At 34.2% G+C, this 24,489-nt stretch carries 26 protein-coding genes; 9 read left to right on the forward strand and 17 right to left on the reverse strand.

Annotated features, from left to right (window positions below; genetic code table 11):
- Window positions 1-79 precede the first annotated feature (79 nt).
- Together aspS and mtnA are read right to left on the reverse strand one after the other, a co-directional pair.
- Window positions 80-1,396 carry an aspartate--tRNA(Asn) ligase gene (aspS, locus tag F555_RS0106055; RefSeq protein WP_018154331.1) on the reverse strand — a complete coding sequence of 439 codons (1,317 nt, stop codon included), beginning with the start codon at window positions 1,394-1,396 and terminating at the stop codon, window positions 80-82.
- A gap of 181 nt (window positions 1,397-1,577) precedes the next feature.
- Window positions 1,578-2,552, reverse strand: a complete 975-nt coding sequence (mtnA, locus tag F555_RS0106060; protein WP_018154332.1) for an S-methyl-5-thioribose-1-phosphate isomerase — start codon at window positions 2,550-2,552, stop codon at window positions 1,578-1,580.
- Between the two features lie 272 nt (window positions 2,553-2,824).
- Between mtnA and F555_RS0106065 the strand changes: the two genes are divergently transcribed.
- Window positions 2,825-4,027, forward strand: a complete 1,203-nt coding sequence (locus F555_RS0106065; RefSeq protein WP_018154333.1) for a molybdopterin molybdotransferase MoeA — start codon at window positions 2,825-2,827, stop codon at window positions 4,025-4,027.
- Window positions 4,028-4,058: 31 nt separating this feature from the next.
- Here F555_RS0106065 and F555_RS0106070 read toward each other — a convergent pair whose 3' ends face one another.
- The 9 genes from F555_RS0106070 to F555_RS0106110 form a co-directional block, all read right to left on the reverse strand.
- The gene (locus F555_RS0106070; RefSeq protein ID WP_018154334.1) at window positions 4,059-5,027 is read right to left on the reverse strand and encodes a respiratory chain complex I subunit 1 family protein; all 969 of its coding nucleotides are present in this window, start codon (window positions 5,025-5,027) and stop codon (window positions 4,059-4,061) included.
- A gap of 55 nt (window positions 5,028-5,082) precedes the next feature.
- Entirely contained in the window at window positions 5,083-5,532 is a 450-nt protein-coding gene (locus tag F555_RS0106075; protein ID WP_018154335.1) for an NADH-quinone oxidoreductase subunit B family protein, read from the reverse strand.
- Window positions 5,533-5,551: 19 nt separating this feature from the next.
- Window positions 5,552-6,085, reverse strand: a complete 534-nt coding sequence (locus tag F555_RS0106080; protein ID WP_026182987.1) for a 4Fe-4S binding protein — start codon at window positions 6,083-6,085, stop codon at window positions 5,552-5,554.
- 94 nt (window positions 6,086-6,179) lie between these two features.
- Window positions 6,180-7,703: a 4Fe-4S binding protein gene (locus tag F555_RS0106085; protein WP_018154337.1), complete on the reverse strand. Its 1,524-nt coding sequence runs from the start codon at window positions 7,701-7,703 to the stop codon at window positions 6,180-6,182.
- 1 nt (window position 7,704) lies between these two features.
- On the reverse strand, window positions 7,705-7,965 hold the full coding sequence (locus F555_RS0106090) for a hypothetical protein (protein ID WP_018154338.1): 261 nt from the start codon (window positions 7,963-7,965) through the stop codon (window positions 7,705-7,707).
- Between the two features lie 28 nt (window positions 7,966-7,993).
- Window positions 7,994-8,758 carry a Na(+)/H(+) antiporter subunit B gene (locus F555_RS0106095; RefSeq protein ID WP_018154339.1) on the reverse strand — a complete coding sequence of 255 codons (765 nt, stop codon included), beginning with the start codon at window positions 8,756-8,758 and terminating at the stop codon, window positions 7,994-7,996.
- A 32-nt stretch (window positions 8,759-8,790) separates the two neighbouring features.
- Window positions 8,791-9,099: a hypothetical protein gene (locus F555_RS0106100; RefSeq protein ID WP_018154340.1), complete on the reverse strand. Its 309-nt coding sequence runs from the start codon at window positions 9,097-9,099 to the stop codon at window positions 8,791-8,793.
- An 87-nt stretch (window positions 9,100-9,186) separates the two neighbouring features.
- Complete coding sequence (ehbF, locus tag F555_RS0106105) at window positions 9,187-10,635, reverse strand: energy conserving hydrogenase EhbF (RefSeq protein WP_018154341.1); 1,449 nt, start codon at window positions 10,633-10,635, stop codon at window positions 9,187-9,189.
- 29 nt (window positions 10,636-10,664) lie between these two features.
- Window positions 10,665-11,021: a cation:proton antiporter subunit C gene (locus tag F555_RS0106110; RefSeq protein WP_018154342.1), complete on the reverse strand. Its 357-nt coding sequence runs from the start codon at window positions 11,019-11,021 to the stop codon at window positions 10,665-10,667.
- Window positions 11,022-11,221: 200 nt separating this feature from the next.
- On the opposite strand from F555_RS0106110, the gene F555_RS0106115 reads away from it, so the two are divergent.
- Window positions 11,222-12,889 carry an ATP-binding cassette domain-containing protein gene (locus tag F555_RS0106115; protein ID WP_018154343.1) on the forward strand — a complete coding sequence of 556 codons (1,668 nt, stop codon included), beginning with the start codon at window positions 11,222-11,224 and terminating at the stop codon, window positions 12,887-12,889.
- Between the two features lie 11 nt (window positions 12,890-12,900).
- Here F555_RS0106115 and F555_RS0106120 read toward each other — a convergent pair whose 3' ends face one another.
- The 5 genes from F555_RS0106120 to F555_RS0106140 all read right to left on the reverse strand — a co-directional run bounded on the left by F555_RS0106120 (window position 12,901) and on the right by F555_RS0106140 (window position 15,937).
- Complete coding sequence (locus F555_RS0106120) at window positions 12,901-13,476, reverse strand: phosphatase PAP2 family protein (protein WP_018154344.1); 576 nt, start codon at window positions 13,474-13,476, stop codon at window positions 12,901-12,903.
- Window positions 13,477-13,621: 145 nt separating this feature from the next.
- Window positions 13,622-13,951, reverse strand: coding sequence for a DUF5400 domain-containing protein (locus F555_RS0106125; protein WP_018154345.1), 330 nt, complete (start codon window positions 13,949-13,951; stop codon window positions 13,622-13,624).
- A gap of 36 nt (window positions 13,952-13,987) precedes the next feature.
- Window positions 13,988-14,806, reverse strand: a complete 819-nt coding sequence (locus F555_RS0106130) for a sulfurtransferase TusA family protein (RefSeq protein WP_018154346.1) — start codon at window positions 14,804-14,806, stop codon at window positions 13,988-13,990.
- A gap of 36 nt (window positions 14,807-14,842) precedes the next feature.
- The gene (locus F555_RS0106135; protein WP_018154347.1) at window positions 14,843-15,085 is read right to left on the reverse strand and encodes an MJ0307 family thioredoxin; all 243 of its coding nucleotides are present in this window, start codon (window positions 15,083-15,085) and stop codon (window positions 14,843-14,845) included.
- Window positions 15,086-15,244: 159 nt separating this feature from the next.
- The gene (locus F555_RS0106140; protein WP_018154348.1) at window positions 15,245-15,937 is read right to left on the reverse strand and encodes a DUF169 domain-containing protein; all 693 of its coding nucleotides are present in this window, start codon (window positions 15,935-15,937) and stop codon (window positions 15,245-15,247) included.
- A 234-nt stretch (window positions 15,938-16,171) separates the two neighbouring features.
- Here F555_RS0106140 and F555_RS0106145 point away from each other — a divergent pair, with 234 nt between their 5' ends.
- The 3 genes from F555_RS0106145 to F555_RS0106155 all read left to right on the forward strand — a co-directional run bounded on the left by F555_RS0106145 (window position 16,172) and on the right by F555_RS0106155 (window position 20,608).
- On the forward strand, window positions 16,172-17,083 hold the full coding sequence (locus tag F555_RS0106145; RefSeq protein ID WP_018154349.1) for a radical SAM protein: 912 nt from the start codon (window positions 16,172-16,174) through the stop codon (window positions 17,081-17,083).
- Window positions 17,084-17,140: 57 nt separating this feature from the next.
- Window positions 17,141-18,448 (forward strand): bifunctional hydroxymethylpyrimidine kinase/phosphomethylpyrimidine kinase, encoded by a 1,308-nt coding sequence (locus tag F555_RS0106150; protein ID WP_018154350.1) that lies wholly within the window; start codon window positions 17,141-17,143, stop codon window positions 18,446-18,448.
- Between the two features lie 945 nt (window positions 18,449-19,393).
- The gene (locus tag F555_RS0106155) at window positions 19,394-20,608 is read left to right on the forward strand and encodes a methionine adenosyltransferase (RefSeq protein WP_018154351.1); all 1,215 of its coding nucleotides are present in this window, start codon (window positions 19,394-19,396) and stop codon (window positions 20,606-20,608) included.
- A 39-nt stretch (window positions 20,609-20,647) separates the two neighbouring features.
- On the opposite strand, the gene F555_RS0106160 is transcribed toward F555_RS0106155, so the two are convergent.
- Window positions 20,648-21,448 (reverse strand): HAD family hydrolase, encoded by an 801-nt coding sequence (locus F555_RS0106160; RefSeq protein ID WP_018154352.1) that lies wholly within the window; start codon window positions 21,446-21,448, stop codon window positions 20,648-20,650.
- Window positions 21,449-21,708: 260 nt separating this feature from the next.
- Between F555_RS0106160 and F555_RS0106165 the strand changes: the two genes are divergently transcribed.
- The 4 genes from F555_RS0106165 to F555_RS0106180 all read left to right on the forward strand — a co-directional run bounded on the left by F555_RS0106165 (window position 21,709) and on the right by F555_RS0106180 (window position 24,460).
- The gene (locus tag F555_RS0106165) at window positions 21,709-22,266 is read left to right on the forward strand and encodes an Era-like GTP-binding protein (RefSeq protein WP_018154353.1); all 558 of its coding nucleotides are present in this window, start codon (window positions 21,709-21,711) and stop codon (window positions 22,264-22,266) included.
- A 5-nt stretch (window positions 22,267-22,271) separates the two neighbouring features.
- The gene (locus F555_RS0106170) at window positions 22,272-22,688 is read left to right on the forward strand and encodes a cell division protein SepF (protein ID WP_018154354.1); all 417 of its coding nucleotides are present in this window, start codon (window positions 22,272-22,274) and stop codon (window positions 22,686-22,688) included.
- A 46-nt stretch (window positions 22,689-22,734) separates the two neighbouring features.
- Window positions 22,735-23,592, forward strand: a complete 858-nt coding sequence (locus F555_RS0106175) for a methanogenesis marker 8 protein (RefSeq protein WP_018154355.1) — start codon at window positions 22,735-22,737, stop codon at window positions 23,590-23,592.
- Window positions 23,593-23,680: 88 nt separating this feature from the next.
- Complete coding sequence (locus tag F555_RS0106180) at window positions 23,681-24,460, forward strand: isopentenyl phosphate kinase (protein WP_018154356.1); 780 nt, start codon at window positions 23,681-23,683, stop codon at window positions 24,458-24,460.
- The last annotated feature ends 29 nt before the right edge of the window (window positions 24,461-24,489 follow it).

The following is a 24,489-nucleotide window of genomic DNA, read 5'->3' on the forward strand; positions in this document are numbered from 1 at the left end:
GTGTTAATCTCCAAACCTTTTAAAAAAAGGTTTGGATTCCAAAATATAATATTTCTTCTTAAACCCTTTAAAAGTGTTGTTATGGTGTTAATCTCTGCCTGTCTCTTGGGAATAATACACATTCCCTAATGTTTTCTTGGCAGGTCAGAATCATCATAAATCTATCTGCACCTAATCCCCAGCCTGCATGTGGTGGCATTCCATACTTAAACGCTTCTAAGTATGTTCCAAATCCTTCAGGATTCATTCCCATGCTTTTTATGTTTTCCACAAGTAGATCGTATTTATGAACCCTCTGAGCTCCTGATGAGAGCTCGAGCTCTTTGTACATTAGGTCAAATGCCTTACATATTTCAGGATTTTTCTCATCGTGTAATGTATAGAACGGTCTGGTTTTAGATGGCCAATCTGTTATAAAGTACAAATCGCCCATTTCATCTCCAATAGCCTTTTCAGCAGCTCTTGAAAGGTCTTCTCCCCATTCGATTTCTACACCTTTTGAGTTTGCAATATCAACAGCCTCATCGTAGGTTATTCTATCGAATTTTTTCTCAGGGAGTTTGAAGTCGATTCCCAATAACTCAATTTCTTTTTCCCTGTTTTCGTAAATATCTACAAATGTGTTATAAACTACTTTTTCAAGCACATCCATAGCATCTCTATCATCTGAGAATGACATTTCTGTATCTATGGATATTGCCTCGTTTAAGTGCCTTCTTGTGTTGTGTTCTTCTGCCCTGAATATTGGTCCAATTTCAAATACCTTGTCAAAACCACTTGCCATCATCATCTGTTTATAGAGCTGTGGACTTTGACCTAAAAATGCCTCTTTTTCAAAGTATGAAATCGGGAATAGTTCTGTTCCCCCTTCTGTTGCACTTGCAACCAATTTTGGAGTGTTTACTTCAATAAATCCTTCTTCGTAGAATGTGTTTCTAACTGATTTCAACATTTCAGACCTTATTCTGAATAAAGCCTGTATTTTTGGTCTTCTTAAATCTAAGAATCTTTTATCAAGTCTTGTATCAATATCTGCAGGTACTTTTTCAGATGGATCCAATGGAAGTGGTGTTTCTGCCTTATTCAATATTCTGATTTCAGTAGGTATAACTTCAAATCCGTTAGGTGCCTTTTCATTTGCAACGACTTTACCTTTTACTGCAATAACGTCTTCTTTTCCTATTTTTTTTGCGGTTGCGAATGTTTCTTCAGATACCTTTTGTTTTGGAACTACTATTTGGATGGTTCCTTCTCTATCCCTCAAAATTATGAATGCCAGCTTACCTAATGCTCTTATTGAGTGAACCCATCCCATCAATATAACTTCTTCCCCATCCATTTCTGGTTTTACTTCATTTGAATAATTTGTTCTTCTCCAATCGCCTAATAAAAACATTATTTCACCTTATCCTAATCTTAATTGTGTTTAATCGTATCAATCATCATAGTACGTATTACAAAACTATTGTACAAAATAAAGTCATCGATACTCAATGTAATGATGTTAGTTGTTTAAATAATTTTTTGAAATTAGGTCAATATAACTTAAAACTTAAGTAAAAAAATTAATTTTTAATTTATTTCTTATTTGGATAAATTACCTCTTTTTCAGTTATTATTCCTGTTATCAACTCCGGCGGAGTGCAATCAAATGCATAGTTGTATGCAGAAACTCCTTCAGGGGCTATTCTAACACCATCGATAAATAAAACTTCTCTTTCATCCCTTTCTTCAATAATCACGTCTTCAACTTTGTTTTTAAAATCAAAGGTGGAATACGGGGCAGCCACGTAAAAAGGAATGTTGTGGTACTTTGCAAGTATTGCAAGGGAATACGTTCCTATCTTGTTGAATACATGATAATCCCCTAAAATTCTATCTGCTCCAACAACGATCTTGTCAACCATTCCTTTACTCATTATAAGGCCAGCCATGTTGTCGGGAATTACTTTAACAGGAATCCCTTCGTAATTAAGTTCAAAACACGTTAGTTTTGCCCCTTGTAATCTTGGTCTTGTTTCATCGGCAATAACTTTGATATTCTTGCCGTTATAATGGGCAAATCTGATTACACTTAAAGCGGTCCCATAGGCAGAAGTTGCAAGAGCTCCTGCGTTACAGTGGGTTAAAACAGTATCTCCATCATCAATTAATTTCTCCCCAATTTCACCTATTTTTCTGCAGAGCTCTATGTCTTCCTCATGAATTTTTTTAGCCTCATCAAGTATGGAATTTCCATTATGATAAGCTTTAATAACTCTATCCAAAGCCCAGAATAGATTTACTGCAGTAGGTCTGGTACTTTTTAATTCTTCATAGGATTTTTCAATATTGTCGTTGTTTATCTCAGAAAGTGCCATTCCATAGGCTGCAGCTACACCTATTGCAGGAGCTCCCCTTACAACCATATCTTTAATGGCAAAACATACGTCCTTATAATCTTTACAAATAAAATACTCCAATTTATGTGGGAGCTTCCTTTGATCGATTAATATCAACTGGTTCTTTTCATCATCCCATACTATTGGTTTTAAGTCATTTTTCTTTTCCATATACTCACCATCCAGCTATAAATCCAATCTTGATTGATATGTCATCATAACTATAAGATGTATTTATATTGGTATGCATTACATAAAATAATAGATAATAACTGAAATTTACTTTAATTGTTCATATTTTTAATTAAACAAAATATTTAGTTTAATTTTATGTATGTACATGTTTAATAAAACTGCACACCACCAATTAGATATGATATGGTTAAGTTATAGTTTTATGGTATAAGATATGATAATATTCTTACGTCGGTTCAGGTGATTGAATGAAATTTGTAAAAGAATTAATCAAATATAACACAGCTAAGGAAATAGTATTTAAAAAGTGGGATGAATTTTTAAAGAACAAGTTCAAGGAAGAAGATCTATTGAATTCATTGGGTAAAGTTTCTTTTGAAGATGTTTATTCTCCAGCAGACCTTCCCATGTTTAACAAAGCTGCCATGGACGGGTATGCAGTTAGGGCAGAAGATACATTTGGAGCTTCAGAGAACAACGTAATAATTTTAAATTTGGTCGAAGGAGATTCAATTGATGAAAATGAATGCGTTAAAATATCAACTGGAATGAAAATTCCTGAAGGGGCTAATGCCGTTGTTATGAAAGAATACTGCAACGAAGAAGATGATTTTGTTGAAATTTACAGCGGAGTTCATCCAAATGAAAACGTGGCAAGAATTGGGGAGGATGTTAAAAGAGGAGATTTGATTCTTAAAAAGGGCGAAGTTATTACAGCCTACCACATTGCAATACTCTCTTCCCTCGGTATTAAGAAAGTTAAGTGTTACAATCTAAGCGTGGGAATAATATCAACTGGTGACGAATTAATTGATTTAGATGATTTTAATAAGATAGAAGACCTTGAAAAAGAAGGTAGGATTATAAATTCAAACTCATTTATGCTTCATTCTTTAATAAAAGAAACTGGATTGACCCCAAAAATTTACAAAGGAGTGGGTGATAGCAAGAAAAAAATAAAAGAAACCTTGGAAAAAGCACTTGAAGAGAACGACGTAGTTATAACAACTGGCGGAACTTCTGTAGGGGACAGGGATTACACCATAGAATCAATTAAAGAATTGGGAGAGTTCATATTCCATGGAGTTCAAATACGACCTGGAAAACCAATTGGATTTGCCAAATATGGTCCAGATAAAAAACTTATTTTTGTACTTTCAGGTTATCCTGTAGCTTCAGCTGTTCAATATGAACTATTTGTTAGAAACTACTTCAAACCTAGAAAATCTATAAAATTACCTTTAAAAAGAAACCTTGCTTCCACACTGGGAAGAACCGATATTGTTAGGATCAAAATTGTTGAAGAAGAAAACAAATCCTGTGTAGAACCACTTAGAATAACTGGAAGTGGAGTTATATCATCTATGACTGCAGCAGACGGATATGTAATAATAGATGAAAATGTTGAAGGATACGAGAAAGGAGAATTGGTGGATGTTTATTTGTTTTAATTTTTTTCTTTTTCACAGATGAAATATTTTATTAGATTCCCAATAAAGCAAATATGACTCCAATAAATGCAATTACAGTAGTAAATAATGAAACTGGATATAACTGTCTAAATGTAAATACTGGGGTGTAGGCACTTACAATGGAGGTTATTATTGGAAATACGAGGGCTATCGTAAAGTTCTCTATAATTGTTATTGGATTGGTAATATCCGGTGCAATTCCAAGGTATAGTGTTGCAAATAGACTTCCAAGAGTTATCATAAGTAACTCTTTAACACTCAAATATAATGCCCTATACTTTGCAGAATACTCCATTGTAGGTCCTTCTATAACGTCAGCCTTTGTGTGCATTATTGAGAACGGATAATCCTTTACCATTATAATATACCCTATCATATAGGCTATTGCTCCAAAAAGACCGCCTAAAGTAAACAAAAATTCACTTCCAATGATTTCTTTTAAGTATATGGTCTTGTGTGGTATGAATGGAATTAAAGTAGCCACATAAAATGGAAATGAACCTACAGTAATTAATTTAAATGCCCTAACTGCACCTAATTGTTCCAACGTCATTTTAACAGTTTTTAAAAAGCTACTTCCTTTGCATTCGTCGATAAATGGCATTCTAGTCCCCATTACCGACGATGAAAGGGAGCCCATAATTATATAGACCATCTCCTCGATTTTTAAAAGCCCTATAAGTCCGAGCCCATTTGAAAGTATGTGGAAGTGAGTAAGTGACGTCATGGCCAGAATAGTCCAAATAACTATAAAGCTCACGGCAGGTAGAATCTTATATAACTTAGGAGCTCTCGCCACTGGTTCTTTTAAACTCTTGTATAAAAACTTAAACAATGCCCAATATCCGGGAGCTGCTATAGAGGGACCTACTCTCTGCTGTATTCTTGCCTGAATTTTCCTCTGTATTCCTGGAATCCATGTGGAAACGGCAAATGCCATAAGGGGGATTCCTAAAACTGATAAAACCTCATCAAACATAATATATGACCTCCTATCATTAGACGAAAACCTTCGGTTTTCGCTGCTCTTCGCTTCACTCCGAATCCTCTAAAATCTTAGGTAGGGCTTTTATTACACCATCTATTACATCCTCAGGTCTTGGTGGACATCCTGGAACTTTAATATCTACGGGAATTATATTATCAACAGGACCATCTATAAAATTCGAAGTTCCTAAATCTCCGCCTATGTTGTTATAAACCCCACCCATTAATGCACAGGCCCCAACTGAAACAACTGCCTTAGGTTCAGGAATTTCATCGTATATTTTCTTAAGTGATTCTGAAACAGCCTTTGTAACGCATCCGGTAACAACTAAAATATCAGCTTCCCTTGGATTCCAAGTTAAAAATACATTATACTGTTCTACATCATAATATGGGGAAAGTACACAGTTTACAACCTCAATATCGCAACCGTTGCATCCTCCAGTGTAAACCAGCATTATGTGAATACACTTCTTTCTTGAAAGTTCCTTTAACATATGCCCACCTTTAAAACTCTTAATTAATCCTATCTTTAAGATCTATTTTTTGCCTTTGCTTTTTTTCATCCTGAATAATTTTTGAAATATTTATGGAAAGAATATTGGCTATTTTCTTTATCTGTTCCTCTGGAATCTCCACAGGCTTTTCAAGCAATTTTGATAAATCTATCTCAATGTGTTCATCTCCAACATGTCTTGGATGTATTGGAGATACCTCATTGAATAACGCAAATACCGGGCAGAAATCATGGCAGTAAAGGCAGTAAATACATTTTTCATCGTTTATTTTTGGAACTGCATCTTTTACATAATTTTCAGTTAGATTCACAGGTTCTACTGGAATCATCTCAATAGCTTTCGTTGGACAGGTATTTGCACATCCACCGCACCCAATACAGAGCTCATCAAATACTGATTTAGGGAGCTCTATTCCAGCCAATATTTTGTTTCTCATTTCAGTTGAGGTGTACCTGTCGGTTCCAAAAACTATTCTTTCAAGGTTTTCGTAAAATCCTGAAATAAAAACTCTGGCAAGGTTTTTTAAATCCATATTATCCCTTTTTATCATTTTTATCCCAACCCATTTAGAAAAGGTGTTGGATTGAATAAAAATCCACGTATTGTGGAAAAAGCCTACAGTCCTTTTACGGTCTCTCAACCCATGTTCTGTAAATATTAACCGCATGCGTAGGACATATATTCACACAGGCAGAGCAGAGCTCACAGTTATCCCAATCTATTTTACCTTTATCTATAGCTTCATTAGGACATATTTTGTTACAGAGACCGCATTCTATACAGTAATCCATATCAGTCCTAATGTATGAGTTTTCCCTATCTACAACTTTTTTATGGCCTGTTGTATTTGGAATAACGTCCCTTGGACAGTGTATAGCACAGTTTTCACACATTACGCAGTTATCGTCAAATATAACTTCGCTTGAAACTTTTGGAGAAAATTTGGTAATTTTTACAGTTATAGCATCGTTTGGACAGACATTTGAACAGGTGCCGCAACCTATACAGTTAACATCCTTTATTATTTCGAACTTTTCAACTTCTTTTATCTGTATGGCATCTTCAGGGCAGTTTTTAACACAGATATTGCATAAGACACAGCCACCATCCACATAATTAGACGAAATGCTTCGCATTTCGTTGCATCGAACCGAAGGTTCGAAGTTAAAATCACTTTGTGATTTTACACTCTTCGCTTCGCTCCGATCTCCTTTGTTGACTCTAACTCCTTGAGGGCAGATTTTAACACAAGTATTACATAAACTACATATTGATGGGTCGTAAAGAATTTTACTATTTTCAATCCTTAAAGCTTCAGAAGGACATCTATCAACACATAAGCCGCAGTTTATACAATGTTTCAATGGAGTGGCCTTTTCATCCTCTTTAGTTTTAACTATCTTGAAGTTCTTTATTTCCAGGGCTTCTTTTGGACATTTTTCTATGCAGTTTCCACATAAAACACATTTCTCTTCGTCTACAACCCCATATTCAATAGCTTCATTTGGACAGACTAACTCACAAATATTACATCCTGTACAGCCATCAACTTCCTCTTTTTCCAATATCGTGTTTTTTGGACATAGGTAAATGCATCTACCGCACTCAACACATTTGCCGCCTATATCTATATCTATTGAAGTCCTTATTTTCCTTTTATCCTTTTCTTTTATTATTTTAGCAGGTTTTTCTTCCTGAATATGTTCCTTGATATTTCCATGCGTCTTAAATATCATTAAATACCTGTCAAGAAGCACCTTATTTTTCATACTCTTCATTTCGCTTACATTGAGGCACATTCTCGCATGATTTGGGCAGGCTTCAGCACATAAACCGCACATTACGCAGATTCCCATTGGATGCTTTTTCCCAATTTTTTCATCATCTATTATCTCAATTATGCTTATAGGGCATACATTTGCACAAATTCCACAGCCAGTACATTTTTTTCTATCTACGTAATATCCGCCGTATTCGTTCTTTTTTATCGCCTTTGTTGGACATTCCCTTGCACAGGTTCCGCAGGTTATACATGAAAAAGCCTTATCTGCCACTACCTTAACTGCATTTGTGGGACATACTTTAATGCATTCGGGAGCTACTTCTTCATCTTTACATAGTTTACATTTTTTTACGTCGGTTACAATCATTTTATCCCCTAAGTAGGCTTCTTATAAAATTCCCAAGTAAGATACCTATAGTTGAAAAGAAGAACACGTACGAAATTGGTAAATTGCCGTAATACGGAAGAGGGCCAATTAAATAAGATATAAATAGGGCCGTAATCAGCCAAAACAATAAACTATTATATTGTTTAATATTTACGCCCAATAAAACGCCGAGGACAATCCCAACCATTGAAAGAAACATCGTGTTAATACTAAATAATCCATTAAAGGCCATGCCATACATAATACCACCATTACATAGTGACTACAATCTAGATTTTATTGATATGTTCTTTGATAACTTTTTCACTAGTTAGCAAGAATGTAAGTGTAGATAAACCCGCTAAAACCTTTAATCCTACCGCAATGTTTAGATAAGGAATTATCCCAGTATTTTCCAAGCCAGCTGGCGATAAAAATACCGGCATGCCAAAGAAGCTGTTGAAGTTAAATAGATAATATCCTGAAACCACAATTCCCAAGAGACCAAGTATCATAAATAATAATGCCCCAAAACTCTCAAGGAATTCTAAAAATCCATGTTTAAATTCCAAAGGACTTTCTGACCCAAATGCCACTATACCGAGGATATATGCAGCCGCTATTAAAGAACCCCCTTGAAATCCTCCCCCTGGAGTTATATGACCCCCAAGAATTATAACAAGCCCTAAAGCCATTAAAACGATGCTCATAGGCATTGCTAAAACTTTTATTATTGGGGTAAATCCGTCTGATACTTCATCATGGCTTACACCGCTGTTTCCATAAACTTCTTTGAGAAAATCATGACCAAATAATCCTCTTCCAAATACCATTCCAGTAACTAGAACAGAATTAACTAAAATTAAACATTCCCCAAGAGTATCAAAGCTCCTCCAATCAAACAAAACCGCGGTTACAAGGTTTGGAACTATGTATCCATGAGTGTAGATATAATTAACCCCTTCAACCACATTTATGTTTAATGTAGAATACAAAATTGCCGAACCAAATATAACATATGATAAAGAAACTGCAACTTCCCGACTTATCGTCATATTTTTCACCTCAACGAATGAGCAACTAAGAACTATCTGGTAAAGTAAATAACCAAAGACAGAGCTCCGCAAAACATGGAAATCCAAAACATTTGATTACCAATTTCGTTTGAATTTTCCTTTTGAAATTTGAATATTAGAGGTCTCCATGATAGTGCTATTCCAAGTATGGAAGCTCCTATGAGTGCAAACAATACATCATTAAATACCCTGGCAAGTAGGAAAACTGAAATTACCAAAGATCCGTAAAGGGTAAATTCCCCAGTATATCCTGCTCCAACAGATATGCCGTCTCCATGTTTTTTATCACTCATTTCCTTTTGAAACTTATCGTATGCCATAATTTCACCAAAAAACTAAAAGAAAGATAAAACTGTTTTAATTAGCTAGCTACAGTTAAATTAAGTTAAGTTATTACATTTCATATATTACAAACTCCAAACTCTTCCAATTTCATTCGCAAATGGGTATATGTAGTCGGTTACAAGGTTTGGATAGATTCCAAGCAATATACATAGGAATGTAAGCACTGCAAGGGAAAATATTTCGTACCTTGAGATCTTGACTTTCTTGTACTCTTCAAGCTGTTCCTCACTACATGGTTTTAAGTAAATCAGGTAGAACGCCTTCATCATTGAAACAAACGTACCTATACTAACTAAAATCATTATAATTGCCAACTCAGGTAAATTTGCATTCATAGCAGCCTCTACAAGTAAAAGTTTACTTTGAAATCCGTTGAAAAGCGGAACCCCACTTATTGCAAGCTTTGCACATAAAACCATAAATGCAGCAGTTGGAATTACAGGCAAGAGTCCTCCCAATTTTTCCAGATTGTTTGATTTTTTCTTACCTACGATATTTGCCCCCAAGAATAAGGCACTCTTATAGATAACGTGATTTATTGCATGGAATATACCTGCCACGATTCCTAGAGGTGTTCCAAGTGCAAGACCTGCCGCAACGTATCCCCCTTGACTTATGGCATGGTATGAAAGAAGCTTCCTATAATCACTCTGTAGTAATGCCATTACAACTCCAAATACCATCCCAAATACTGAAAGTGCGATTAGAGCTCCATGAGCTGAGTTAAAGAATGGGAGCCCATAGAACAGTTTGAAAATCACTATCATCATTGCTACAAGGATAAACTTGGAGAATGTTTGAAGTACTGATGCCATGAAAGGTTTGGCCCTTGCATACAAATCTGCTTTAACTGTATGGAACGGAGGGAAACCACTACCATAACAAAGCCCAATAACAAGCATCAAAAGCCCGCCATATATGGTGGGAGATGCAGGATTATTTAGAAGATAATTGTGCATATCGGAAATATTTAGAGTTCCAGTTGAAGCCAGTAAAAATGCCACACCTAACAGTAACAAAGATCCTGCAAAAGTCCCAGTTAAAAGATACCTAAATGCAGCCCTGTATGCGTTTTCAGTTCCTGAGGCTATAACAAGTCCAGTCTGGGCTATTGCTACAATCTCATAAAACACATAGATATTGAATAAATCGTCTGCTAAAACTACCGCTGAAACGCTGGCTAAACCCATTAAAGTTAAAGCTACAAATAAACCATTTACTTTCTTTTCACCCATTCCAGTAATAAGAACTAGAGAACCTATCAACATCAAAGTAAGGATTATGATCTGTTTTACAGGAGTGTACAAGTACGAAATTCCAGAAATCAGTCCGCTTTCTAATCCATGTCCCCCAAAATAGTAATACCCATAGCTTCCAATAAAAGGAAGTATCAAAAGCAAACCTGCCATTAAAAATGTTATAAACTTGATCAACTTATTTTTGCCGTATATATAGTTAAATACTATAGCCATCATAAGTGGGAACACTACAATCAGAGGAAGTAAATTCATCATTCTCACCGTTGGTATTTTAAATCCATTTAATCCTCTTTCAAAATTACAGAAGACTTAAGTGTTTTATATTTTCGGTAGAATACTATTGAAAGTGCAAGCATTATAGCCAGCATTGATGCTTCAATAACTATGTTTGTTAACACCAGGGCCTGGGGAAGTGGGTATGTACTTACAACAGAAAATAGGGAAAATGCCATTTCAGGAGATTTTATTGGAACTATTCCTCCAGTATATCCTATCGCAATTAGTGTTAAATTTACACCATTTCCCAATGCAGATAAGGCGATAATTTTTTTAATAACATTGTCAACAAAGAAAGTTCCATACAACCCAACCACCATTAGAAGCCCAGCAGTTATAAATGAAGCCATTTGTAAATCCATTTATATCACCAAGGATGTAAGTAATAACTTAAAATCAAAATGGTCCTCAATAATCTATCATTAATTATAATGATAAATAGGTTTAAGAAACTTTGTATTTAAAGATTATGGTATCAATAGAACTACCTCAAAACTGAAAAATAAGCGTAATTTAATGTGTTTTGAGAAAACTTCAACAATTAGCAGGTTTAGGTGAGATTATGACCGTTATAGTTAAAAATCTAACAAAAAAATACGGAGAAAAAACCGTATTGGACAATTTAAGTTTTGAAGTAAAAAAAGGCGAGATTTTAGGAATAATTGGGAGGTCTGGTGCAGGTAAATCCACATTGATTAATATACTCAGAGGGTCCGAAAAATCCTACGATGGAGAAGTTGAAATATTCGGTAAAACAGGTAATTTTAGGGGAATAACAGCCATACATTTACAAAGAAACTTTGCACTATGGGCTGAGCCTGCAATATATAATATAATAAGGAAAATCTATGCGGTAAGAAACAACTCTGATGAAAGCTTACCAATGGAATACGAATGGGAAGAATACGAAAAAACTGCCCTGGAAATTTTAAAATTAGTTGGATTGGAACATAAGAAGAATGCATTTTCAAATATACTCAGTGGTGGAGAAAAACAGAGGTTGATATTGGGAAGGCAAATAGCCAAAATGTACGAGACTGGAGAAGGAGTTTTATTGTTGGACGAACCTGCTACAATGTCATGTCCTGCTTCAAAACAAGCGCTCTTAGATGTTTTAAAGAACATTAACGAAAAATTAAACATAACAATAATAATAACATCCCATCTTCCTGAAATTCACAAATACCTGTGCCATAGGTGCATCCTTATAGAAGATGGAAAAATAAAGATGGAAGGAGCTCCTGAAGAAGTTGTAAATGAATTCTTAAAAGATTTAAAAGAACCGTACTTTAGAAAAACAACACCATCTGACAACAGTATAATTGAAGTAAAGGATGTTTCAAAGAGATACTTTGTTGTTCGAGGTGGAGAAACACTCAATATGAAGAATGTATCATTCGATGTTAAAGAAAAGGAGATTTTATCAATTATTGGTCCTAGCGGTACAGGTAAATCCGTCCTTTTAAGACTTCTTGCAGGAGTTGAGCTCCCAGATAGTGGTGCTGTAAAAATAGAAGGAATCGATTTAAGTGATTACGGCTGGGAAAGGATAAATTTAAGAAGAAAGATAGGTGTAATGCATCAGGAATTTTCGTTAACTCCTTATTTAACACTTGAGGAAATTTTAAAGTATAGGTTGGGAATAAAAGGTGAAAAGGCATTGGCAAATGCAAAATTAAAATCCAAAGAGTTAGGACTGTCTCCAAAAGTTGTAGATGGACTCTACCAGTTAATAGACCTACCAGAACCTGAGATGAAAAACAAGCTGGAAAAATTGGGAGTTAGTGAGGACGTTATTAAGTATTTATTCCCTGCAGTTGCTGAAGAATTGAACTCAAAAGAGATATTGAGTGCACTGGATTTAGATGAAAGCGTTCTGAAAAAAACACCAAGAGAACTAAGTGGCGGAGAAAAAGTAAGAGCCGCAATTGCTTTACAGCTGGTATCAAAACCAAAAATTCTTTTATTGGATGAGCCATTTGGAGACTTGGACCCTGTAACCTTAAGGGATGTTTCAAACTACCTTAAAAAAATAAACGATGAGTTAGGAACTACCATTGTTTTAATAAGTCACCATGTAGAATTGATTAAGGAGATAAGCGATAGGGCGGTATTGATTGACGAAGGGAAAATAATTGCACAGGGAGCTCCTGAAGAAGTGTGTGAATTATTTATCGAGAGAAGTAATTCAAAATTCCTCAACAATAAAACAATTAAAAATATTAAATAATTTATTCTTTTTTATTTTCGAGCTCTTGAATTCACAGAACGGTCATATATCCTATCTGCGATTTTATAGAACACTATGCCGAAAAAAACACCAGTGAAGATGCCACCTAAAACATCGTGTGGGTAGTGAGCTCCAACATAAATCCTACTAAATGCTACGGTAAATGCCCATAATAGAAAAATAATTGAAATCATGTATTGGTATTTTTTTTCAATATTTACTTTTTTAAAACTCATGTTTAATATTGTCCAAAGTCCAAACGCTAGCGACGTATGCCCACTTGGAAAGGAAGGCTCATTTTCCATAGGAACTAATACAGTAAGGTTGTTGAGGACATAATAGGGCCTAGGTTCGTTTATACCATATTTTAAAGCATAAACTATCAGAGATAGAAGAAAAATAGAAATTACAGCTTTATAAAAGAGCTCCCTATTTTTTAGAAAAAGTGCCCCAATTGTTAAAAAAACTACAAGATACGTTGTTTCAGAAATAAATACCATAAAATCGTTAAAAAAATTACTGTTGAATCCTGAGTTTATTAAATAAAATAAACTGATATCTGCCTGCATGACCGTTTCCAATACCATTTAATCACCAAAAATAGTGCTTTGATAATAAAATAATCTTATACTTTTAAATTTTTATAGATACTTAACAGTCACAAACTTATTAGAATTCAAAAAGAAATTAAATATTTAACTATATGCTCAAAACACTAAACACTAAAAAGACCTACATGAGAAGATTTCCTAACGCCAGTACGATTAAAATACCCATAAATCCCAGATGTGCCGAATATATTCCAGTATTTTGGAACTGAGTTTTTAGTATATTACATATAGTTCCACATATCGTTAATGGCGTTATTATTTGAAGTGCAATTGCCGCATAAAATATAATACTGCTGTCCATATACAAAGAAGCCAGTGTAAATAAGAAAGCCAGCATAAGAGTTGCAAAGTGGGGCATCAATCTCATTCCAGTCATTCTAAATGTGGCAAATCCCGAGAGCATACTCCCAAAAATTACCGAGAGTGAAATAAGAGTTATAATTTCATTCATAGCTACCACCGATTAAGAATAATAAAAATTTAAAATTTAAAGCCATACTGGCCTTACGTTTGGTTTTGATAAATAGTTGAAGAAAGTTGGAGCTCCTGCAATTTCAAAGCCTTCTTCAAGATTTTTCTCAGATATTCCTCTGAATTTAGCACTCAATTCACAGACATAAACCTTTATGCCATTATTTAGGGCCATTTTTACCAGATCGGATAATTTTGGAAAGTCAGGATGTTTAACTTTGCTGCATTCTCCCTTCATAGCCAAGCTTGCACCATCAAGCATCAAGAATATAGTTGGTTTTAACTTCATCTTACTTGCAACATCTGCCATCATAAATGTGGAATATGCCTTCTCTGCATTTCCAGTTCCTGTGGTGTTTATTATAAATATCTCATCAATATTTACAGATACTGCCCCTTCTTCTTTTTTCTCGCCTTTTTTAATCAATATTTTATAGCTCCCATTTCCAAGGTCTTCAACAGACAGAACATCATGTCCTGTACTTTTTAATCCTTCTGTTAAATCAGTTAATGCGTTTTTCCCTGCAGTTATTTCCAAAATTTCCCCAACTTCCATGCCATCCAGAACCTCAGTAACCATCATAATAGGTCCTGGACATGTAGCACCAACTACGTTGATAGATTTACTTGCGGATATTTCGCCAACATGGACTTTTACATTGTTGCCTTCAACTTCCATTTTATATCCCATTTTCTTTATTAGGTTTTCCAGATCTTTTATTTGTTCTTCACCGTCGGTTTCAACAATTAAAAGACCATCTTTCATTTTCTCCAAAACCCTCTCAACTAATAGAGATGGGCTTCTTAGAGATTTTACGGATATTTCTCTTATCAATTTATCCCCCCAAGCATAGGTAGGTATATTCAATTATTATTTCATAAGTTCTTCTTTTAAAGCTTCTTTTGTTGGAGCTCCTACGAATTTAACTTCCCCATCAATTACTATTGTAGGTACCGCCATTATTCCATATTTTGCAGCCTTTTCTGGATTTTCCATTACATTTACATGTTCAACTTCAACCCCTTCAACTTCACCTGCAACCTCTTCAACAACCCTCTTTGCAGCAGGACAATGTGGGCACATTGGAGATGTAAATACTTCTACTTTAACCATTTTTATCACCCGCCATAAAAATTAAAATATATTTGTAAATTGTATAGTTGTTCGCGAATTTTTTGCAATATTGATAATCCTTTATGAAATTTCAAATAGTAATTATTCTCCCTTAATTTAATTGTAGTTTTCATTAACTTATAACGCGAACTACTATATTTATCCCCAAATTTCTTTGAAGTGTTCTAAAGCTTCAATAACATTTTCTAAATCGCTTAATGGGAACGCAAATACCAATTCTCCATCCTTTATTTCCGCATACTTTCTTGAACCGTTACAGCCCAGTGTAGCATTTGCAACCCCTCTAGTTTTAACTGCAGCTACTGCATCTGCACATAAGGACTGAATTCCTGAAAAGTCTGCCTGGAATCTTCCACCATCCTTGTACAATAAAGCCTGAGTTAATCTTAACCCTTGTTTTGGAGTACAGGTAAGTACAATTGAATCTGGTTCAAAATCTGCATCATTTAATGGTGCATATACACTAGCATACATAGCTTCTTTAACTCTTGGAATAGCTCCTACTGTCTTTACAGCCCCTTCTTCTGTAGCAAAGTTTCCTAATTTATGGTATAATTTACCTGTTTTAAGTGGTTCTGGAGCATCCTGGAGAACTCCTATTGCGTAAGCTCCCCCTTTACATGCCTGTTTATCCAGTGAAGCATAGAATTTTTTACCTTCTTTTCTCGCAATTTGTATCATTTCACAGTGCCTTTTTGCTTCATCAATTTCTGCATATCCTTCAGGAATTTCATCTTTTGATTTTACTAATTTTACTGCTGTAGCAGGATACTCTAAACCTAAGAGCTCCTGTAATTTTGCACCATATTCTTTTATATTTTGTACATCCATTTTACCACCTCAATTATATAATCATATATAGTCTCCTGGGATATTAGTTAGTGTGCGTGTGTGTATTGTCAATACACAATTATAAGCAACCATCAACTATATAAATCTTTCTATTTGTGTATATAGACTACACACCCCCTTTGACAATACCATTCTGACAATACCATTATATGTACTATAATTTATTAAAATGCATGAATAAATAGCTTTCGATATATTTTTTTGGGTGATAACTTGAAAATTGAGCAGAATTTAGAGTTTGAAGGTAGTTCTCCGCCAGGCTCAAAGATAGTCTTGAGGAATGATATCTGCGATAGATTAGAAAATATTGTAAAGGACCTAAAGGTTATTAAGCACTGTATAGGATGTGAAGGATTAGATCTAAATAATAAAGATCCCCACCATCATCCCACAATAGAATTAACTCAAGAGTGTAACCACGACTGTATATTTTGCTATTCCAAATTAACAAATGTAAAACCCGGAATATATGGCGACTTAAGTAAATACAGGGCAGTTACAATAAGCCAGTATGGAGAGCCTTTGTTGTATGCAGAAAAAGTAAAAAAAGCCATAAAATATGTTAAATCTTTAGGATTAAGATGTGATTTACAGACAAATGGAGTAAATCTTAATGAAGATTTATTAAAAGAGTTTAAAGAACTTGGTCTTGATTTAATCATGATAAGTTTAAGTGCTTCAAAACCTGAAACCCATGAAAAATTAACAGGTTCAGATACCTTTGATAAAGTTCTTGAAAACATCAAATTATCGTCAAAATACTTTCACACCATTGTAAGAAGTATATACATACCAAATTTCAACGAAGAAGAACTTATAAATCTTGGAAAAATCTTAAATGATTTTGGAGTTAAAGAAATGATGATACACCAACTTGTCGTACATGAGAAAAACCTTGAAAATTTAAAAAATATAGGGAATCTTGAAAAAACCGGGCGCATCAAGGATCTTTTGCTTCTGGTGGATGAAATAAAAAAGAACGCCCCTAATATGAATGTTACAATAAAAGGATGTTTGTTGGTTTATCTAAAAAATATGGATGGATTTATATTAAACTCAATAACCTCAGATTGTTTTTCAGATATTCCTATCATAAAAAGAGAATACCATCCTTTGAAGTTTTAAGAAACTTTAAATGACATTTAAGAACCTCGGTGATTTTAAAAAATATTTGGTGATTGTATGACTAACGTTCTTGCAATAGGTGGATACGATCCAACTGGAGGTGCTGGAATAGTTGCAGATGCAAAAACAATAAAAGTTCTTGAATGCAATCCACTAACCATCATTACCTCCATCATTCCTCAAAACAGTTTAAAAGTATACAATAAAACAGACCTGCCAAGGGACGAAATTAAGAATCAGTTGGATGCCATTTTTGAAGATTTTGAAGTTTCTATTGTAAAAACTGGAGTATTAACCAAAGATTCCATTGATTTGATTTTAGAATTTCAAAAAAAATATGGTTTCAAGGTAGTATGTGATCCAGTTATTAAATCAACTACAAACTATGAATTTGTAGATAATGAATTAATGGATAAATATTTAGAATTATTCAAAAAATCGTATTTAATAACTCCAAACAAAGAAGAATATGAATATATAATGAAATTTATTAAAGATAAGGATCTAAATGATTTTAAAGAAACTCATGTTCTAGTTACTGGGGTAAAGGACAGGCTCCAAAAATTCGATGGTAAAGAGATATTTGCTATCCAAGCTAAAAAGATAGAAAAGGAAGTCCATGGAACTGGCTGTGTTTTTTCTTCAGCTATTGCTTCTTTTCTTTCAAAAGGATGTACTCTTACAGATTCAATTAAAGAAGCCAAAAAATTGGTTTTATCTTCTGTTATTTATGCAGAAAAGACCAAATATGGATACAACTCAAATCCAACCTATATAAACAAGAAAAAAGTAATAGACAATATCAACTATGCAGTATATTTATTAAAAAAGATGGATTTTTCACTTGTTCCAGAAGTTGGATCCAATATTGCCGAAAGCTTGGTTTTACCTGACAACTACCATGATGTAGCTGCATTAACCGGTAGAATAATAAGGAACAAGTTAGGAGGTTTTTATATAGTTGGAGATGTTGAATTTGGGGCTTCTGAACATATTGCAAAGATAATATTGGCAGCTAACCAGTTTAATCCAAAAATAAGGGCCTGTATGAACATAAAATATGATGATGTACTTGTAAAAAAATTGGAAGAAGGGGAGCTCGGGTTTAAAGTATCTTCATTTAATCGAAAAGATGAACCACCAATGGTTTCATCAATGGAGTGGGGTACTAAAACAGCGTTTACCAACTATATTCTAAACAACGATTTAGATCCTGCCAAAGAAGAAGTAAAGTTGGACATAGTATATGATAGGGGAGGGGATGGAAAAGAACCTATGATAAGAGTACTTGGATACGATGCAGTAGATGTAATTAAAAAGGTACAAAAAATAGAAGAATACATACTAACTAATAGCGGATTTTAAATCCCGTATGTGCTTAATCTTTATGTATAAAGCCTTGATCTTACATTTTCCTTGTTTTACTTTTGAAAACATTCATTTTTAACATATTCCGCAAGAAGTCCCTTCCGTTCTACAAATCTTTCGAATTTGTAAAATCACCAACTAATAATTTATGAATCGGCAAAAATCTTTGATTTGCTTCGACAGCGAATCCTTTGGATTCGCTTCGATTGCTCGGAAATGCAGGCAAATATTTATAAATAGTGGGTGATAAGATACTATTTATAAGTAATCAAATCGTGATGCGATGATGATGGAGACTTATAAGTTCAGGATTCCCGACAAAACTCGAAGAGTTTTGTGGGTCAGAAAATCCGAAGGATTTTCTTCGATACCCTTCCAAGAGTATCCAAGAAACATATAATAGTGGAGCACCTGAAAATTTGTAGATATATCTGCATTATCTTTTGGATGCCATAAGGAAAAATCCAAAACTAAACAAAATGGACGCTCAAAAACTGATAACCCAATAAAAAAGAAAATCCTGAACTTAAAAAAGTCCATTCCAAAGTCCTTCAAATGGTGAATAACAAGCTTTAGGAACCTCAAAGCATTAGGTGTATTAAAAAAGAACGGTTATAAGGTAGGTAAATTAAGGTTCAAATCATCAAGAACCACCACAAAACATTAGAATACAATCAATCTGCCTTTAAGATTGATTACGAAAATAAAGACCCATACTATCTAAAACGGAGAATTCCTATAAAACTACACAGGAATATCAAAGGAAAGGTTAAAGGCGTAATTATAAAAAAGAACAAACCAATAAATGGTTTGCCTTCAACCCCGTCCGCAAGGCGAGATAATTCATAGTTTAGCTTCATTGAAATTAAGCTAAAGTATATTAATTATATTTACTCCTTATAGTATGGTACTATTTAATATACAACTTATAAGGTGGTTTTATTGGCAAATATATTCGTAAAAAAATTGGACAAAATACCTGTAGAAGAAGCTCCAGTCGAAATTGTAGAAAGGAAAGGGTTGGGACATCCAGACAGCATTTGTGATGGTATAGCTGAAAGTGTAAGTGTTGCATTATGTGAAATGTACAAGGAAAAAATGGGGGTAGTTCTGCATCACAACACAGACCAAGTTGAACTTGTTGGAGGCTATGCATACCCAGAGTTAGGTGGAGGACACCTTGTAAGTCCGATTTATATATTACTCTCTGGAAGGGCCACAATGGAAGTTGTGGACAAAGAAAACGATAGGGTAATAAAGTTACCAGTTGGCACAACTGCAGTAAATGCTGCAAGAGAGTACTTGAAAAAAATCTTGAGGAATGCGGACTTAGATAAGGATATAATAGTTGACTGTAGAATAGGGCAAGGTTCCGTTGACTTAGTAGAAGTATTTGACAGGCAGAAAGAAGCAATACCTCTCGCAAACGACACTTCATTTGGTGTAGGTTACGCACCGCTTAGTACAACTGAAAGATTGGTTTTAGAAACTGAAAGATTGTTAAACAGCCCAGAGTTAAAAAAAGAAATTCCTGCCGTAGGAGAAGATATTAAAGTTATGGGTTTAAGAGAAGGTAAAAAAATAACATTAACAATAGCTCTGGCAGTAGTAGGGAAATATGTAAACTCCTATGAAGAATATGAAGAAGTAAAAGAAAAGGCTAAGAAAAAAGTTGAAGAACTTGCAAATAAAATTGTAGATGGCTATGAAGTTGAAGTATGCGTAAACACAGCAGATGATGAAGAATCCATATTCTTAACCGTTACAGGAACTTCAGCTGAAATGGGAGACGATGGTTCCGTAGGAAGAGGAAACAGGGCAAATGGATTAATTACACCATTTAGACCTATGAGTATGGAAGCTACAAGCGGTAAAAACCCAATAAATCACATTGGTAAAATATACAATATATTGGCAAACTTCATTGCAAACGATGTTGCTGAATTAGAAGGAGTTAAAGAATGCTATATTAGAATACTAAGCCAGATAGGTAAACCTATAGACCAGCCAAAAATCCTTGACATTGAACTAATCACAGAAGAAGGATATGATATAAAGGATATCGAACCAAAAGCAAAAGAAATAGCTCAAAACTGGCTCAACAATATAGGAAAAGTAACTGAAATGATAATGGAAGGTAAGGTAACCACCTTCTAATTATTTGATACATTTTTTAGATTTATTTATTCTTTTCTTTTATTCTTTTCTTTTTTCGTTTTTTATGAATTTATCCACAATATCGACTACCTCTAGTATATTATCTACTTTAATATCTGCTACTTCAAGGGCTTTTTTTGATACATTTCCATTTTGAAGAGTAACTATTGAAAGATCACTTTCAACCATTGCAGGGACATCATTCGAAGCATCCCCTATCATTACAACCTTATAGCCTTCCTTTTTTAAGTTCAGAACTAGATCCTTTTTTAATTCGTGATGTGCCTCAGGCATTATATATTTTTTATTAATCCCCACCAATTCACTTATTCTCTCAATAAAGTTTTTACTATCTCCTGAGGCAACAAAGACTTTGACGCCCATTTCTTTTAATCTTCTAACGGTTTCTGGGACCTCTGGGAATATACAACCTCCTGTAGCTACGGTATATTCTACCTGCCCATTTAAAGTATCTGCTATCACTGCAGAACCATATCCGGTTTGTATCTCAAATCTTTTCATCACATTTAGTGGATCTTGGAGCTCTTTTATTTTTGTAGTTTTATCCTTGAATACTCCGTTTCTATCTATTGGAGGGTTACAGTAAGACACTCCCCAATCTACTTTACTCAAAAAATCCGATATTAACGTATCAGGGTCCTGATTTTCTATAATTTCAGGAAGACCTTCTTTTATAATAATCAGAGCTCTTCCTTTTTTCTCATCTACAATATCCACGGTCTGACAGTTACATATGAATTTTTGAGAATTTATATCTTTTATTATTCTCCTAATACTAATAAGGGTTCCTGATGAGTCAAACACAGCTGCAACTTTCATAATACCCCTCAAATTGGATCTTTCTAAGTATTATATATGGTGTTTTACTAAATATATAGCGTTCTACATTATTAATTAAATGAAAATCTAACGATTTTACATCCCACCTTACACTTCATTAGGTGATTGAATGAAAATCCTTCGGATTTGAATAAAAATCTATACAAGATTTTTATAACTCGAAATTATAGATTTCGATTTCATAGCTTCTCGAGGTCGAGACAAATCCGAAGGATTTGCTTCGACGTTCAGGTGATATCATGAGTAATAAACAATTAAAAATAGCAATTATTGGGCCTGAGAACTCGGGCAAATCCTCATTGATAAACTTAATTTTTGGAAAATACATTTCAGAAGTTTCAGAAATTGGAGGTACGACGAAGAGGCCAATAAAAAAATTTTGGGGAAAAATAAAAATAGGTCGGCAGAAAAAAGAACCACAATTTGCAGACGTTGTTTTTGTAGATTTAGGCGGTTTATACTCCTCTGACGAAAAAAAATCCCCAATTATGGTTGGCAGCGTACTTCAGAAAACCTATGAAGAAATAGAAGACGCTGATATGATAATACATATAATAGACGGGGAAAAGGGACTATCAAAAAGCTTTGAAAAACTGCATCACCTATTGAAATACCGATATCGAAAATTTATTATAGTAGTTATCAACAAATGTGACTTAATTGACGATATAAATAGAGAATCCCTAAAGAAATATGTTGAAAGTAGGTTGCAAAATAGGGTATTTTTAACATCCGCTACCACCTACGAGGGAGTGGATATACTAATCAATGCTATTTTAGATATAATAAAAAGGTGATTAGGGTGTTAAATAAGATAAAAAAGATTTTTGGAGGTAAGGACTCACTAAAAACTAGTGGTCCGGTACCTATTGAAGAATACGTTGAAATTCCTGTAAAAGTCTATGACGATACCAATACAATAAAAATAAAAGTCTGCGATCTTGAAGACCTCAGGGATGTCACAGACATAGCAATAATGTTAGAAGCAGGGTATTTGGTTATTGCAAACACCATAAACTTGGAAAGAGATCTAGACGATGATTATGTGAAGATACTTACATGTTTAAAAAATAAAGTCGCAACAAATGGCGGAAAAATAGTTAGATTGTGTGACAACAAGATAATGGTGGTCCCAAATAACACAGTAATTGAAAAATTAGTTAAGGAAGATGAAAAAGTAAAAAAGATTCCTTCAAAACACAATACTGAAATTAAATAATGATAGATTCGAAAAAAAGTTTAATCAATAAAAACAGGGATTTTCAATGGATAAAAATGAAGATATTCACATAATGGAAGCTCTTGGTAAAACAAGGGTTGTCGTGAAAAACGGTGAAGTTGTTGAAGTTGGAGAGCCTGTAATAAAATACTGCCCATTGTTTGCAAAGCATAGAGGAATAACGGAAATAACTAAAGAAAGCATCAAAAAGAACATAGAATTTAGGATAAAGGATTTTGGGTTATTTACTGAAAACAGAGTAGTTGAAGTTGAAGATTGCATAGTGGGATTTGGAACTTCAGAAATATTTATGACGTCCCTTAAAAATAAATTACTTGATGCCGTTGTAGTAGTATCAGATTGTGCTGGAACTGTAATAACGAACAATCCAAAACTGGTTCAAGGGCTCTGTGGGAGAATTTCAGGAATAGTTAAAACCACACCAATCCCCAAGGTTATTGAAAAAATAGAAAATGCCGGAGGAGTCGTGCTTAACAAAGAAACTGCTGAAATCAATCAATACGAAGGGGCTAAAAGGGCCATAGAGCTAGGATACAAAAGAATCGGTGTGACCATATCCAACTTAGAAGAATCAGAAAAAATTAAAGAACTAGAAAATGAACATGTGAAAATAGTTGTTTTTGGAGTACACACTACCGGGAGTGAGAGCTCTGAAGTTAAGAAATACTTGAAATATTTTGATTTGATTACTGCCTGTGCATCCAAGGAAGTAGCTGAAGGTATTAAAGAACATGTTAGAGCTCAGGCTGGGAGCTCGGTGCCGATATTTGCATTAACCCAAACTGGAAAAGAACTAATTTTAGAAAGAATGAAAGAAGTAGACAAACCTATTTTAGTAACCACTAATAACAATTTACCCTATTTCAAAGACCGCCCCGAATAAATTATAATTAATCTTTTCTTTCCATATATACACCAATATCAATATCTGTTTTTTTATTCATCACTGTGATTTTATATGAGGTGAAAATTTGTTTGCAGTTTTAAAACTCGGCGGTAGTATTTTATGCGATAAAAACATGCCTTTTTCTATAAAATGGGATAATTTAGAAAGAATTTCAATGGAAATCAAAAATGCAATGGAACACTACAAAGAAAATGGAAAAGATTTAAAACTTATTATCATCCATGGGGGCGGTTCTTTTGGACATCCTGTGGCAAAAAAATATAAAAAAGAACATGGATTCGAAAACATGGACCATGGATTCTGGGAAATTCAAAAATCAATGAGGAGATTCAACAACATAGTAATTGACACACTTCAAGACTACGAGGTCCCTGCAGTTTCAATACAGCCTTCATCATTTATAGCTTTCAACAGTACCGACGATTCTAACCTACACTTTGACACTTTTGCAATTGAAGGTATGTTAAAAAGAGGTTTAGTCCCAGTAATCCATGGAGATATTGTAATTGATGAAAATAACGAAAATTTCAAAATATTTTCAGGAGATCATGCTTTGCCATACTTAACAAAAAAATTAAACCCTGATTTAAGTCTTCACGCCTCAGATGTAGATGGAGTACTTGATTCAAATTTAAAGGTTATTGAAAGAATAAACTCAGAAAACATCAACGAAGTTTTAAAGTTTCTAAAACCATCTGATAAAAACGATGTAACCGGCGGAATGTACTTAAAAGTTATGGAATCCTATAACCTGGGCATAAAAACCGTAATATTCAATGGAAACAAAAAAGGAAATATATATGATGCCCTTCTGAAAAGAGTTAAAGGCACATTCATTAACTAATTTCATTAACTAACTGGCTAAAAAATTAA

This window comes from Methanothermococcus thermolithotrophicus DSM 2095 (assembly GCF_000376965.1).
In the GTDB taxonomy this organism is placed as follows: domain Archaea; phylum AGJL01; class Methanococci; order Methanococcales; family Methanococcaceae; genus Methanothermococcus; species Methanothermococcus thermolithotrophicus.

Coding starts and splice junctions, on each gene's coding strand:
- F555_RS0106150 (WP_018154350.1), top strand. CDS start 17,141: ATGACTAACGTTCTTGCAATAGGTGGATACGATCCAACTGGAGGTGCT.
- F555_RS0106070 (WP_018154334.1), bottom strand. CDS start 5,027: ATGTTTGATGAGGTTTTATCAGTTTTAGGAATCCCCCTTATGGCATTT.
- aspS (WP_018154331.1), bottom strand. CDS start 1,396: ATGTTTTTATTAGGCGATTGGAGAAGAACAAATTATTCAAATGAAGTA.
- F555_RS0106165 (WP_018154353.1), top strand. CDS start 21,709: ATGAGTAATAAACAATTAAAAATAGCAATTATTGGGCCTGAGAACTCG.
- mtnA (WP_018154332.1), bottom strand. CDS start 2,552: ATGGAAAAGAAAAATGACTTAAAACCAATAGTATGGGATGATGAAAAG.
- F555_RS0106120 (WP_018154344.1), bottom strand. CDS start 13,476: ATGGTATTGGAAACGGTCATGCAGGCAGATATCAGTTTATTTTATTTA.
- F555_RS0106115 (WP_018154343.1), top strand. CDS start 11,222: ATGACCGTTATAGTTAAAAATCTAACAAAAAAATACGGAGAAAAAACC.
- F555_RS0106090 (WP_018154338.1), bottom strand. CDS start 7,965: ATGTATGGCATGGCCTTTAATGGATTATTTAGTATTAACACGATGTTT.
- F555_RS0106065 (WP_018154333.1), top strand. CDS start 2,825: ATGAAATTTGTAAAAGAATTAATCAAATATAACACAGCTAAGGAAATA.
- F555_RS0106140 (WP_018154348.1), bottom strand. CDS start 15,937: ATGGATGTACAAAATATAAAAGAATATGGTGCAAAATTACAGGAGCTC.
- F555_RS0106080 (WP_026182987.1), bottom strand. CDS start 6,085: ATGGATTTAAAAAACCTTGCCAGAGTTTTTATTTCAGGATTTTACGAA.
- F555_RS0106100 (WP_018154340.1), bottom strand. CDS start 9,099: ATGGCATACGATAAGTTTCAAAAGGAAATGAGTGATAAAAAACATGGA.
- F555_RS0106135 (WP_018154347.1), bottom strand. CDS start 15,085: ATGGTTAAAGTAGAAGTATTTACATCTCCAATGTGCCCACATTGTCCT.
- F555_RS0106160 (WP_018154352.1), bottom strand. CDS start 21,448: ATGAAAGTTGCAGCTGTGTTTGACTCATCAGGAACCCTTATTAGTATT.
- ehbF (WP_018154341.1), bottom strand. CDS start 10,635: ATGAATTTACTTCCTCTGATTGTAGTGTTCCCACTTATGATGGCTATA.
- F555_RS0106175 (WP_018154355.1), top strand. CDS start 22,735: ATGGATAAAAATGAAGATATTCACATAATGGAAGCTCTTGGTAAAACA.
- F555_RS0106085 (WP_018154337.1), bottom strand. CDS start 7,703: ATGATTGTAACCGACGTAAAAAAATGTAAACTATGTAAAGATGAAGAA.
- F555_RS0106110 (WP_018154342.1), bottom strand. CDS start 11,021: ATGGATTTACAAATGGCTTCATTTATAACTGCTGGGCTTCTAATGGTG.
- F555_RS0106075 (WP_018154335.1), bottom strand. CDS start 5,532: ATGTTAAAGGAACTTTCAAGAAAGAAGTGTATTCACATAATGCTGGTT.
- F555_RS0106095 (WP_018154339.1), bottom strand. CDS start 8,758: ATGACGATAAGTCGGGAAGTTGCAGTTTCTTTATCATATGTTATATTT.
- F555_RS0106125 (WP_018154345.1), bottom strand. CDS start 13,951: ATGAATGAAATTATAACTCTTATTTCACTCTCGGTAATTTTTGGGAGT.